The following is a 13,040-nucleotide window of genomic DNA, read 5'->3' as shown; positions in this document are numbered from 1 at the left end:
TGTGTTGGATCACTTTAAATACTACAAACTGTTTAGGCAAGGAAATTATAACTTAATTTAGCTTAAATTTCTATGTCTTAAATCAGTTTAAATTTGGTTTTTCCTGATTTGTCAAAATGCTTTCCTTGTAAAATAATATCGGCAACATTTTCCCAAACATGTTTTTCATCAATATAGACTATATCAAAGGTGTTATCACGCATTAAAGATTGATAATTTACTTTTTTAGGTGCGTATTTTACTAAATAATACGGATTTTGTGAAAAGTTTTCAATTTTTAATTTGCATAATAAATCTAAATCCGATGTGACAACTAAAAATTTTTTTCTTTGTTCTTTTGTGATTTTTTGAATATACACTAAAAGTTTTTGATCAAAAGGATTTAGAGCGGATTTATTTAAGCGACTTAAGTAATGTTCTGCAAAAGAAAGAGAACAGAAAGAATTTTCTATATTACTCATAGTAAAATAAGAATTTTTAACCCCTGATGATTTTAAAGATAAGTGCCAAATTTTGACATCCATTATGGTTGCGCATAGATTTAAACCTGTGACAATTTTTTTAAAGAGCTTTTCTCGTGAAAGTTTAAAAGCATTTTCGAAAATATTGTAATTTTTCTTATAAAAATCTTCCCTTATAGCATCAAGTCTTTTTAGTGTTGTTCTGTAGTATTCTGCTTCTTTTTGTAGTTTAGCCAATCTTTCTTGTCGTGCTTTAAGTTTTTCAGGGTCTGCATCGGTCGCATTGCTTTTAAGATTTATTTCAGATTGTAAAGTTTTCATTTGTGCTTCAAGTGAGGCTAGACGATTGTTTCTTGTATCTATGGTGGCTACTAAAGCTTGGTAATGACACTGCAAAGATAAAAAAGTTTCGTTAAAAATTTTAGTGATATTTGGTTTTTGATCAGCCATCATTTGCTTGTATGAATTCTCTAAATGCATCATGATGCTTTTTAATGCGCTAAATTGGGTTTGGTCTATGCTATTATCCATAAAAATTAAAGTATCATAAGCTTTAAATAAAAATCTTTTAAGTATAAGATAATCAAGTATACAAGGAATTTCCTTTTCATCTTGTAGATTGGCTTGAAGCGTTTCTACGGATAAAATTTCATGGGCAAAATATTTTTGTATAGCTTGAGGTATAGTAAAAGAAAGAGGAATTTTTTCTATAGTGTCAAAGTCTGTTGTTCTATAGAGTTCTGTTATATAAGCACTTCTTCTTGAGTTTTGCAAGTCTTCTAATTCATCATCATTATCAGTTTTCCAAAAATCATGCTCAGTGATAAAATCCCCTTCTTTGAATTCTTGAAATTTTGAAGGTTTTATACCTGTTATGGTTTTGCTTGTTTGAACGAGTTTGCCGTCTTCTGCTTTTTTTTCGCTAGAAAGAGTTCTAAATTCCACAAGCATACCAACACTTGGCATACTTTTTTTATCATTCCAAATTTGGCGATTAAAGTCAAAAAAGGTATTTGCTGAGTTTGTAACGGTTCCACGTCCTGTAGAATCCATATAAATAGCTATTTTTCCATGCATATTTCTTCCTTGAAATTTCTTAAATAAATTCTAGCCTTATTTTTATAAAAATTTTATATTAAAAATAAGAGCTAGAAAAAAATGGATTATTCCCATTCTATAGTTGCAGGTGGTTTGCTTGAGATATCATAAACAACGCGATTTATACCTTCTACTTCATTGATGATACGGCGACTTATGTTTTCTAAAATTTCGTAAGGTAAATGCGAGAAGGTAGCTGTCATACCATCACTTGCATCTACAACGCGTATACAAACTGCATTATCATAAGTGCGGTTATCCCCCATAACTCCAACGCTTTTAACATTTAAAAGTACGCAAAATGCTTGCCAAGTTTTATCATACCAACCTGTACTTTTAAGTTCCTCAAGTAAAATTACATCAGCCTTGCGTAATAGTTCTAAGCTAGCGCGATTTACTTCTCCCATAATGCGTATAGCAAGACCTGGCCCAGGGAAAGGATGACGATAAACTACTTCTTTGCTAAGTCCAAGCTCAAGTCCTAAGGCACGCACTTCATCTTTAAAAATTTCTTTTAAAGGCTCTATGAGTTTAAGATTCATTTTTTCAGGTAAGCCCCCTACATTATGATGGCTTTTAATGGTTTTGCTTGCACCTACAACAGAACTTTCTATGATATCAGTATAAAGTGTGCCTTGGGCAAGATATTTTACATCTTTATGTTTTTTTGCTTCTTCTTCAAAAACTTCTATAAAGGTATTTCCTATGATTTTTCTTTTTTGTTCAGGATCTGTGACATTAGCTAAGCGACTTAAGAAAATTTCACTTGCATCAATGCTGATGAGATCGATGCCTAAAGTGTTTTTAAACATAAATTCAACTTGTTCTTTTTCTCCACTTCTTAAAAGTCCATTATCTACAAAAACTACTATAACTTGCTCTTTTATAGCGCTAGCTAAAAGTGCAGCAACTACGCTACTATCTACTCCGCCACTTACAGCACAAAGCACTTTATCATTGCCTACTTCTTCACGGATTTTTTCTGCTTGAGTTTTTGCAAAAGAACCCATATTCCAAACACTTTCACAATTGCAAGCATATTTAGCAAAATTTTTTAAGATATTTTTGCCAAATTCGCTGTGTTGTACTTCTGGGTGAAATTGTAGAGCAAAGAATTTCTTATCTTCGTTTCCAAAAACACAAAAAGGGCTATTTTCACTTGTGGCTAAAACTTCAAAACCTTGAGGTAAATTTTCTACTTTATCAGAATGACTCATCCAAACGGTTTGTTTTTTTGGAAGATTTTTAAATAAAGCGTTATCTTTTTTAATTTCTATGTTTGCTTTGCCGTATTCTTTATGTCCTGCAGGTGCTACTGTAGCTTTGTAATGATGTGCCATAAGCTGCATACCATAACAAATTCCAAGAACAGGTAGATTTAAGTCAAATATACCTTTATCGCAAAAATACGCATCAGTTGCATATACACTTGCTGGACCTCCGCTTAAAATAATACCTTTTGGTTCTTTCGCCTTAATATCAGCTAAGCTTACATTAAAAGGTAAAATTTCTGCATAAACTCCTTGTTCCCTTAAGCGTCTTGCTATAAGCTGAGTGTATTGAGAGCCAAAGTCTAAAACTAAAATATCTGCTTTTTTCATTATTTACCACCTATGTAATTGTTCGTATTTTTTAATGGTTTTTACTGAACCATTTTGTTCATAGCTTGTGTATTGAGGGTTGCCTTTATATCCGCAAGCACAGAAGAAAATTAAGAAAAGAAATGCTAAAATCATCTTATGGGAAAAAGAAATAATATTAAGATGACTAAAAATGCTAGTGCTGTTATTAATGAATTGATGGATAAACCTCATTATAAGCCTTTAAAAACCTTATTTTTTTGCAAAGATTTTTTAAGTTCTTTTCCGCTTGCTAAGCAACGTTTGATTGCTAAAATTTATGTAAAAAATCATATTTTAAATATAATAACCTTACATCCAGCAGCTTATCAAGAATTAAATCATGATGATAGCAAAATTTATATTAAATTTCTCATAAAAGCATATGGACAGAAATATCCTTTAAGTGGATTTGTTGATATAAAAGATATAAAAATCTTTTCTCAAAAATACACTTATGCGGCAAATAAAAACAAAAATGATGAAAAACTCTCTAAAAATTCTTATTTGGAGCTTTCTAAGGGTGAATTTAAAAATTGCTTTAAAGATAAAAAATTATTTAAGAAATTTGAAGATTTAAGAGAGCTTATAAAAAAAGGTTCTAATCTTGACTAAAGAGAATTTAGAAAATGAGTTAAAAACTCTTCCTAATAGTACTGGCGTTTATCAATACTTCAATCAAGAAGGAAAGCTTTTATATGTAGGCAAGGCTAAAAATCTTAAAAATCGTGTCAAATCTTATTTTGCCTTTACTCCAAATTTACATGCAAATCCAAGAAATTCTTTAAGAATTCAAAAAATGATTGAAGAAACAGTGCATTTGGAATTTATTGCTACTAATTCAGAGGCTGATGCTTTGATTTTAGAAAATTCTTTTATCAAACAACTGCATCCAAAATATAATATTTTGCTAAGAGATGATAAAACTTATCCTTATATTTATGTGGATTTTGAAGAAGAATTTCCACGCTTTGAGATCACTAGAAAATTAGTAAAAAAAAGCAAAATTAAATATTTTGGCCCTTTTTTTAAAGGCGCTAGAGAGCTTTTAGATGCGCTTTATTTATACTATCCTTTAAAGCAAAAAGCAAGTTGTAAATCCCCTTGTATTTTTTATCAAATTTCTCGTTGTCTTGCGCCTTGTGATAAACTCATCAGCAAAGAAAAATACCTTGAAATTTTAGATGAGGCTATACACGCACTTTTAAATCCTAGTGTTTTGCTTAAAAACTTAGAAAAACAAATGCTTGTTTTAGCACAAAATGAAAATTACGAAGAAGCAGCTAAAGTAAGAGATCAGATTGCAATGATTAAAGATTTGGAAGTTAAGGTTGAAATAGATATTGCAAAATTAGAAGATTTTGAAGTATTTGCTTTAGCTTTTAAAAATTCCGTGCTTTCAACCTTGCGTTTTGTGGTGCAAAATGGAAAAATTATCAGTGCAAATTCTAAGATTACTCCTATAAAAAATGATATACAATGGGATAAAAATGAAATTTATAAGCAACTGATTTTAGAAAATTTTAGCATGGATATTCCTTTGCTTGCAAATGTTATTTATGTTTATGAAGAATTTGAAGATAGAGTGCTTTTAGAAGAAATTTTAAGCCAAAGGTTTGATAAAAAAATCAGTATTAAAATCCCTAAAATAGGAGAAAAAAGAAGAATTTGTGATTTGGCTTTTCAAAATGCCCTTTTAAATATAGAAAAAGAGCAAAAAAATCATGATTTTACTATACAAAAAGAATTAAAGTTTTATTTTGAGCTTGAAAATTTACCAAATGATATAGAAATTTTTGACAATTCTCATTTGCAAGGCGTGGCAAATGTTGGAGCTATGGTAACTTATAGAATAAATTCTTGGGATAAGTCAAAATATAGAAAATTTCATTTAAAACATAAAAATGACTATGATCAAATGCGTGAAGTTTTAACGCGTAGGGCTTTGGACTTTGATAAAATACCTCCTCCTGATTTATGGCTTATAGATGGGGGAAAGGCTTTGCTTGATTTGGCTAAAGAAATCATTGTAAGTAGTGGGGCAAATGTCGATATTTTAGCTATTTCAAAAGAAAAAATCGATGCAAAAGCACATAGAGCTAAAGGAGGTGCTAAGGATAAAATTCATTCCTTAAAAGGAGAATTTAGTCTAAGTATTAACGATAAAAAACTACAATTCTTACAGAAATTAAGAGATGAAGCACACCGTTTTGCTATTAGCTTTCATCAAAATACTAAGAAAAAACAGGACTTGAAAAGTTCTAAGCTTGCAAATTTAGGACTTAGTTCAGGGGTTATACAAAAACTTTTAGCGTATTATGGAAATTTTGAATCTATATATAAGGCTGATTTTAAAGATCTTACAATGCTTGTAGGCAGGAAAGCGGCGCAAAAGATAAAGGAAAATTGATTTGATATTAGCAGGGATAATTTTTATTTTTAATCTAATTTTAGCGTATTTAAGTATTGATATCTCAAAGCTTGATAGTGTTACTGAACAACTGAAAATAGGTATGTTTTCTAGCATTTTTGTTTTATCTTTAACACTTTTTATTTTTGCTTTTAGGCAAAATAGAAATATAAACAAAATATATCAAAAAATTTTTTGCATGCAAAATGATTTTTTAAATTTTCAAAAAAAGATTGATGTTGATAGTGCACTTGATTTGTTAAAGGAAAAATTTGAAACTACGAGCCAAAATTTAACTAAAATATCCCATGAAAAAGATAGATATTTGCATTTATTGGAGGAAAATTTATATCAGCTTGTAAATATATCTAATGCAATGCGTTGCTTAAATGAAGGGTATAATAAAGAAATTAATTCTTTGATTTTAAATGCCTTAAATTCTCAAAAAGATCAAATTAGATTAGAATTAAATGAGGCTTTAGAGCATCATAAAAGCATTATAGGAACATCTCATGGAAAGGTTTTGCAATTTGAAGCAAGTGTGGCCATAGTTAATAATGATGAGCTTGAGAATTTTTTACTTGCAAATTTACTTTCGTATTTTGGCATAGAAAGCACTTGTTTTAAAAATTTAAGTTTTGATGTTAATGACTTTCATTTGATTTTTATCAAGGATAAAATTTTCAATAAAAATGTAAAGAAAAATTATGATTTTATAGTGATGGGTCGGCATAAAAATACACATTATGAGTATTTTTTAACTTTACCTTTTGAAAAAAAAGATCTTGAAAATATTTTGCAAAACAAGCTTGATAAGGTTTGCACTTTAAAATTTAAAACCCCTTATCAAAATAATGTATTGCTTTTTAAACAAAATGATTTTGATGCAACCTTGTTTTTTAATATAATAGAAAAACAATGTGATAAAAATATATGTATAAATTCTTTTAGTCAATTAAAACAAGAATTAAGCAAGGAGACTTATCGTTTGATTTTACTTGATTATGAATTAATTAAATTTGATCTTGAGCAAATGAGAAATTTGCTAAGTGCTTATAAAAAACAGCATCCGCAAAGCCATATCATCTTTTTTTCAAAGGAAAAAGTTAGGGATTTTGATTGTGTGAGCGAAGTTTTAAGTGATGTAAGTAGAAATGATCTTATAACTTTACTTAGAAAGTATTTGCCAAAGGCTTAAACTTTATAAAATTTAACTCCAGCTAAATCGAGAATTTTTACCTTTTTTTCTTTGATAAGTTGATTTAAGAGAGTTTTGGATTGTTTATCAAATTTCACTTCAATGTCTATTTCGCTTTGTGAGCGCAAATGAAGCATTTTTAATAATTCTTCTTCATTGAAGCTTAGTTTTTCACCTTCATAATGTCTTTTGGCTAAGAGTACAGGAGTAGAATCTATAAGTTTAGAAAGTTCTAAAAGTTTTTCTTCGCTTACTTTTTTAACAGCATAAGCAGGAGGTCTATCTATGGTGCTTAGATCAACCCTTAAAGGCATGATTTTTTTTAAAGCTTGATTGAGCGCTTTAAATTCTTCTTCGTTGTCATTAAGATCTTTAACAACTAGAATTTCCATAATCAAATCTCCATTAAACCTAGCTCTAAAATCTGCCATTTTTTCTATCATTTTTTCTAAGTCAATGTTTTTTAAAGCTCTATCAATACGATAAAAAGTTTTAGCAACTGCACTATCTAGGCTAAATTTGACCACATCTAGTTTTAGCAAAGCATTAAATTTGTCTTCATCTAATACAGCTGTACCATTGCTTAAAATAAGCAATTTTTTATCTTTAGCAATGCTGCGTAAAGATAAAATAAGCTCATTTAAATAAGGATAAAGACTAGGCTCTCCGTTGGCAGTAAGGGTAAGAAAATCAAATTCAACATTTTTTTCAAGCATAACTTTAACTTCGGAGATAATTTTATCTATGCTGATAATTTCATCCTGTTTTTCTTGGGCTTTTTTTGGATCAAGCTCGCAATAAACACAATCAAAATTGCATTGTTTTTTATTAGGGCTTAAATCTATACCCAAAGATCTTCCAAAACGCCTTGAGCTAACAGGACCAAAGAGTATTTTCATTTAGCTGAACTTTCTTGTACAAGCTTGATAAAATATTTTGCATTTTCAACAGGAATATCAGGCAAGATCCCATGTCCTAAGTTGAAAATATGAGCTTTATTTTGCATGGTTTTTAGTATTTTTCCAGCTCCTTCTTTGATGGCATTTTTATCATAAAGTCTACAAGGTTCCATGTTGCCTTGAAGAGTGTATTTGTGCGATAGTTTATCACGTGCTAAATCAAGCGGAGTGCTCCAATCAACTCCAAAAACATCAAAATTACCATCGATTCTATCCAAATAACCGCTAATGCCTTTAGGGAATAAAATTACAGGTATATTTGGGTATTTGCTTTTAATAAAATTTGAAATTTCAAGCATATAATTAAAAGAGAATTCAAAAAACTTATCATATTCTAAAGCACTTGCCCAGCTATCAAAAATTTGTATAGCATTAGCACCTGCTTTAATTTGCTCTTCTAAATAAAGTTTTAAAACTTGAGTTAGTTTGTTTAGAATTTTATGTAAAAGTTCTGGGTTTTGATAAAGCATTTTTTTACACTTTGCATAATTTTTACTTCCACTTCCTTCTATCATATAGGTAGCTATAGTCCAAGGGCTTCCGCAAAATCCTATTAAAGCCTTGTTTTGAGATAATTTTTCTCTTGTAAGCTTTAAGGCATCATAGACATAATTTAATTTTTTATGTGCATTTTGATCGTCAAGTTTTTCTAAATCTTCTAGGGTTGAAATAGGATTATCAAAAACAGGCCCTTCTCCTTTTTCAAAACGTAAATTCATACCCATTTCAAGAGGAACAACTAAGATATCTGAAAAAATGATTGCTGCATCTACATCTAAAATATCAATAGGCTGTAAAGAAACTTTAGAAGCTTTTTTATAGTCTTTGCATAAAGAGAGAAAATCACCCGCTTGTTTTCTTACTTCCATATATTCTGGCAAATACCTTCCTGCTTGACGCATCATCCAAATAGGGGTGTAGGGTGTAGGTTTTTTAAAGCAAGCATCGATAAAAATCATTATTTTCCTTTGTTTTTAGCAAAATTATAACAGAATTTGATAAATTAAATTGGTCAATTTTTCTATATTTTCTTCATATAGAGGAAATAATAAATTTTTTCATTTTATCCAGAGTTATTAGAAATTTTACGAGAATTATTGGAATTCTCGTTTATGTAGTTTGAGTTTTGATTGATTTGTATATTAAGCCTTTGTATTGTTTGTGGCATTTCCTGCGTCAATTGTAGTAAAAAGCTTATTTAGCAAAGTCTCCTCATTTTTTTTGTATTGATCTTCTCTCATTTTTTGCCAAGCATAAGATCTAAAATCTTCTCTAACAGCACCAAGATCAATGTCTTCGTTAGTAAATTTGCTTGAGTTTGTTTTTTTATCTTCCTTTTCTTCTTTGTTTTTTACTTCATTTAATGTGGCTTGAAATTCATCTGCCGAAGTATTTTTTTCTTTAACTTTAGTTGTGGTGCTAAAGATAGCATTTGATGTTTTTTGAGTATTATCTACTACCATTTTCTCCTCCTTTATTTAACTTTACATTAAATAAGCAAGCAATTTCTATTCCAATTTATACCTTTGTAAAACTTTTTCTTTGAAATTTTTTATAATTTAATTTATCTTTGGCAAAAAGCAAGGCAAAAATCAAAGCAGGGCTTACAAAAAGTGCTGAAAATAAAGCATTAAATTCTATACCCAATCTTGCTAAAACAATCCCACCTAAAAAACTTGCTAAAGCTATGCCTACATTAAAAGCTGCTTCATTCACACTTACTGTACTGTCTATGACTTTATAAGTATGGCGTTTAGCTTTAGTAATGCTAAGCATTTTTAGTGCAGGTATGGTTGAAAAGGCAAAAAATCCTATCAAAGCTACGCTAAAAATGATTAAAATTTTAGAATGCATGGTGAGAAATACACTTAAAAATACTAGAACTTGTATGCTTAAAATAAGACGCAAAGAAAAAATAGCACCTTTTTTATCTACTATTTTTCCGCCCCATAAATTCCCACAAATTGCACAAATTCCATATAAAAGCAAGATATAAGCTGTATCTTGGACTTTAAAACCGCTTATTTCTACAAGTATTTTTTGCAAATAAGTATAAAGAACAAATTGAGCCCCACAACTACAAATGGTTATAGTATAAGTTTTTAACAAATTTTGATGAGAAAAAGCAGGGATTAGATTTTTAAGACTGGTTGGGCTAGGATGTAAATTTTTGGGCATCATATGCCATACTCCAAAAAATGCTAGACTTGTAATGATAAAAATGAGTAAAAAGATAAATTTAAAGCCAAAATAATGCCCTATAAAAGTTCCAAGCGGCACTCCAGTAACTAAGGCTACAGTAAGCCCTGTGACCATTATAGCTAGAGCACTTGATTTTTTATCATCTGGAGTTATAGCACTTACAGCTAAGGTGGCAATGACAAAAAATACCCCATGTTGTGTTCCTGCTATAAAGCGTGCAAAAGCAGTAAGATAGAAATTTTGGCTAAAAAAGATGATGAAATTTGCTAAAGCAAAAATTCCAAGATTGATTAAAAGTTGTGTATGTCTATGAAAACGACTTAAAGGTATGGTGATAAGAGGAGCACCTATAACAACACCTATAGCATATAAGGTTGTAAGATAGCCCGCGGTTTTTGCATCTACGCTAAAATACGCTTCAACATCAACCAAAACTCCTGCCATAACAAATTCAGTTACGCCCATACAAAAAGCACTAAGAGCTAGTGCAAAAAGAGCTTTTTTGTAATTTTGCATTTTAAGTTCCTTATAAAAAATAAAAACGCATTATAATAAAATAAAGGCTTAATTTCCTTAAAAAATTCAAAATATTTTTGTTAAAATAAAATAAAAATTTTAAAGGTAAATAATGAAAAAAATTATTTTATTGCTTGGTTTAAGTTTGGCGAGTTTAGGGGCTTTGAGTTTTGATGAGCTTATTTATAAAGATGAAGTAAAACCTAGTTTTGATTGCTCTAAAATCAAATATGATGGCAAAAGTGATGATGAACTTATGATATGCAATAAAATTGGTGTGCGTAATGAATTTGATAATAAAAAACTTGCTTTAGTAGATAACATCTATAGTAGTTTATATCAAAATATTTCAAAAAAAAGCAGATAAAAAGATGAAAAAAGATTTTAAAGCCATTTCAAAAAAGATGCTTAAAGAAAGAAAAATTTGTATAAAAAATATGCAAAATACAAAAGCAGGGGAAAATCCTATTTTATCTTTACTCAATGCAAGTGATTGCATGCAAGAAGCTTATATTAAGGTTTTATTAGAACTTATGCAAAGAGCAAAAAAAGATACAAAGACTAAAGAAGTTTTAGAGCAAATTTTTAAAAATAAAGTTGATAAATATGAAAATTTACTCACTCAAAGTTTAAATACCAATAAAGATTTGCAAGATTTTATAGACAGCTTAGCTAAAGAAGATTTGATTGATTCTAGGGCTAAATTTAAGCTTTAGAATGTAAATTGATTGCAAATTTAGCCGCTTCAAAATAACTTTTAGCGTTGATTTTAGCATTTTTATAGGCCTTATCAAAGGCCGTGCCATGATCAACGCTAACGCGTATGATAGGTAAATTTAAACTTACATTGATGCTTTTATCAAAATACAAGGCCTTTAAAGGAGCAAGGGCAAGATCGTGATACATAGCCACTAAACGATTGCAGTTTTTTAAACCAGTCTTAGTAAAAGCTGTATCAGCCACTAAAGGATAGGGTAGATAAACGCCCTTGCCTTTAAAATTTAAAAGCAATTCTTTTTGTAAATTTTCATCTTTTAAGGCTTTTTTGAAAAATTTTTCATCTTTTTTAGAGTGTAAAAAGGCATTAACAAAGGCTATAGCTTTTTCCATGATCTTTTCTTCTTCTCCACCTATAACTCCATAATCTCCAGCGTGAGGATTAAAACCTAAAAGCCCCATTTTTTTAAAATGTGTTTCTTTGTAAAAATCTTTTAAAAAGATACTTAAATTTTTAAAAGTGATTTTTTTACTCACCTTAGCTAAAGGTATATGTTCGCTAAAAAGCCCTACAAAAAGTTCTTTGCAACCTAACATCATAATGGCATTTTTTTTAAAAAAATCCCTTAAAGCATCGGTGTGTCCTTTGTATTTAAATCCTGCATCTTCCCAAGCTTTTTTGTGTATAGGTAGAGTAAGCAAGGCATGGGCGTGTTTTTCATAGACAAAATAACTTGCCGCCTTAAAACTTAAAAAACCATAAAGTCCACTTTTTGTATCTATTTCTCCGGCTTTGATTTCAAAATTTTCATCCACTTTAAAGCCTAAAGGAAGGTAGAAAGAGTAAATTTCAAGAGAATTTTCTTTTTTTACAAAATTAAACTCATAGTCTTTTCCATCTTTAAAAGCTACGATTTTTGCATTAAAAAGTTTTAAATTTAAAAGTTTTGAAGCTTTATCAAGCAAGCTTTCGTGGATAAAATAAAAAGGTGTGCAGATTTTGCTTAGTTCTTCATGAGAACGCACTAAAATTTCAAGTCCTATGCCGTTTATATCGCCTATACTAATGGCTAGTTTTTTCATCTTTTAATAAGTTCTTTCATTTCCAAAATAGCGTTTTGAAGTCCTGTAAATACAGATCTTGCTACAATGCTTTGTCCTATATTTAGCTCGCAAATTTCTTTAATTTTTACTACGGGTTTTACATTTTTGTAATTTAAACCATGTCCCGCGGCTACTTTTAAGCCAAGTTCTAGGCCTTTTTTGGCACAGAGTTCTAAATTTTGTAATTCTTTTTCAAATTGAGCTTGCAAGGTTTTTTTATCTTGATTGAGTTCTTTTAAGGCAAAAGCAGTATGAGAGATATTACTAAAAAGTGCGTTGTGCAAATTCGCATAATGTCCTGTATGAAGCTCTATGAATTGGGCTTTTAAAATTTTTGATTTTTCTATATCTTCTAAACTAGGATTAATAAAAAGTGAAACTTCAATGTTTGCATTTTGAAGTTTTTCTATGCTTTGTCTTAATTTAGCATGATTTAAACAAAGCCCCCCTTCTGTAGTAAGCTCTTCTCTTTTTTCAGGCACTAAAGTAACGCGGTGAGGTTTGAGTTTAAGAGCTAAATTTAAAATTTCATCATTTAAAGCACATTCTAAATTGATAGGGCTTTTGCAAAATTTTATAATATTTTCCAAGTCAAAATCCTGAGCATGACGGCGATCTTCTCTTACATGCAAAGTGATTTGATCTCCGTGTCTAGCTACTATAAAAGCAGCTTCTAAAAGATCAGGATCATTTACCATTCTAGCTTGTCTTAACACTGCAATATGATCGATATTTACACCTAAAAGCATATTTTTC

General features: G+C 29.9%; 11 protein-coding genes and 1 pseudogene. 4 read left to right on the top strand and 8 right to left on the bottom strand.

Features of this window, described 5'->3' with window-relative positions; all coding sequences use genetic code 11:
- Positions 1 to 77: 77 nt before the first annotated feature.
- Positions 78 to 1,538 carry a hypothetical protein gene (locus tag FBF06_RS07100; RefSeq protein ID WP_002875858.1) on the bottom strand — a complete coding sequence of 487 codons (1,461 nt, stop codon included), beginning with the start codon at positions 1,536 to 1,538 and terminating at the stop codon, positions 78 to 80.
- Between the two features lie 86 nt (positions 1,539 to 1,624).
- Positions 1,625 to 3,160 (bottom strand): glutamine-hydrolyzing GMP synthase, encoded by a 1,536-nt coding sequence (guaA, locus tag FBF06_RS07095; RefSeq protein ID WP_002859310.1) that lies wholly within the window; start codon positions 3,158 to 3,160, stop codon positions 1,625 to 1,627.
- Between the two features lie 138 nt (positions 3,161 to 3,298).
- On the opposite strand from guaA, the gene FBF06_RS07090 reads away from it, so the two are divergent.
- Genes FBF06_RS07090 through FBF06_RS07080 form a run of 3 tightly spaced genes read left to right on the top strand, consistent with a single transcriptional unit; the run spans position 3,299 to position 6,786 of the window.
- Positions 3,299 to 3,793 (top strand): hypothetical protein, encoded by a 495-nt coding sequence (locus FBF06_RS07090; protein WP_002859309.1) that lies wholly within the window; start codon positions 3,299 to 3,301, stop codon positions 3,791 to 3,793.
- Positions 3,786 to 5,588 carry an excinuclease ABC subunit UvrC gene (gene uvrC / locus FBF06_RS07085; protein ID WP_002884371.1) on the top strand — a complete coding sequence of 601 codons (1,803 nt, stop codon included), beginning with the start codon at positions 3,786 to 3,788 and terminating at the stop codon, positions 5,586 to 5,588. The genes FBF06_RS07090 and uvrC overlap by 8 nt, the downstream gene beginning before the upstream one ends.
- Before the next feature lies 1 nt (position 5,589).
- Entirely contained in the window at positions 5,590 to 6,786 is a 1,197-nt protein-coding gene (locus tag FBF06_RS07080) for a hypothetical protein (protein ID WP_002854153.1), read from the top strand.
- Here FBF06_RS07080 and FBF06_RS07075 read toward each other — a convergent pair.
- The 4 genes from FBF06_RS07075 to FBF06_RS07060 form a co-directional block, all read right to left on the bottom strand.
- On the bottom strand, positions 6,783 to 7,685 hold the full coding sequence (locus FBF06_RS07075; protein ID WP_002884374.1) for a radical SAM protein: 903 nt from the start codon (positions 7,683 to 7,685) through the stop codon (positions 6,783 to 6,785). The two genes, FBF06_RS07080 and FBF06_RS07075, sit on opposite strands and share 4 nt — an antisense overlap.
- Positions 7,682 to 8,704 carry a uroporphyrinogen decarboxylase gene (gene hemE / locus FBF06_RS07070; protein ID WP_057036975.1) on the bottom strand — a complete coding sequence of 341 codons (1,023 nt, stop codon included), beginning with the start codon at positions 8,702 to 8,704 and terminating at the stop codon, positions 7,682 to 7,684. Before hemE ends, FBF06_RS07075 begins: the two co-directional genes overlap by 4 nt.
- 183 nt (positions 8,705 to 8,887) lie before the next feature.
- The gene (gene ciaC / locus FBF06_RS07065; protein ID WP_002853224.1) at positions 8,888 to 9,208 is read right to left on the bottom strand and encodes an invasion antigen CiaC; all 321 of its coding nucleotides are present in this window, start codon (positions 9,206 to 9,208) and stop codon (positions 8,888 to 8,890) included.
- A gap of 55 nt (positions 9,209 to 9,263) precedes the next feature.
- The gene (locus tag FBF06_RS07060) at positions 9,264 to 10,463 is read right to left on the bottom strand and encodes an MFS transporter (protein WP_002853994.1); all 1,200 of its coding nucleotides are present in this window, start codon (positions 10,461 to 10,463) and stop codon (positions 9,264 to 9,266) included.
- A 112-nt stretch (positions 10,464 to 10,575) separates the two neighbouring features.
- Between FBF06_RS07060 and FBF06_RS07055 the strand changes: the two are divergent.
- A pseudogene (locus FBF06_RS07055) lies at positions 10,576 to 11,179 on the top strand (hypothetical protein).
- Here the strand turns inward: FBF06_RS07055 and pdxA are convergent.
- Positions 11,169 to 12,263 carry a 4-hydroxythreonine-4-phosphate dehydrogenase gene (gene pdxA / locus FBF06_RS07050; RefSeq protein WP_168977599.1) on the bottom strand — a complete coding sequence of 365 codons (1,095 nt, stop codon included), beginning with the start codon at positions 12,261 to 12,263 and terminating at the stop codon, positions 11,169 to 11,171. The pseudogene FBF06_RS07055 and the gene pdxA overlap by 11 nt on opposite strands.
- Positions 12,260 to 13,033, bottom strand: a complete 774-nt coding sequence (locus tag FBF06_RS07045) for a pyridoxine 5'-phosphate synthase (RefSeq protein ID WP_002868556.1) — start codon at positions 13,031 to 13,033, stop codon at positions 12,260 to 12,262. The genes pdxA and FBF06_RS07045 overlap by 4 nt, the downstream gene beginning before the upstream one ends.
- Positions 13,034 to 13,040: the final 7 nt, after the last annotated feature.

The organism is Campylobacter sp. CFSAN093227 (assembly GCF_012897855.1).
Taxonomy (GTDB): Bacteria; Campylobacterota; Campylobacteria; order Campylobacterales; family Campylobacteraceae; genus Campylobacter_D; species Campylobacter_D jejuni.
Note: the sequence above shows the minus strand (reverse complement) of the source record. Positions and strands in the feature narration are given on the sequence as shown.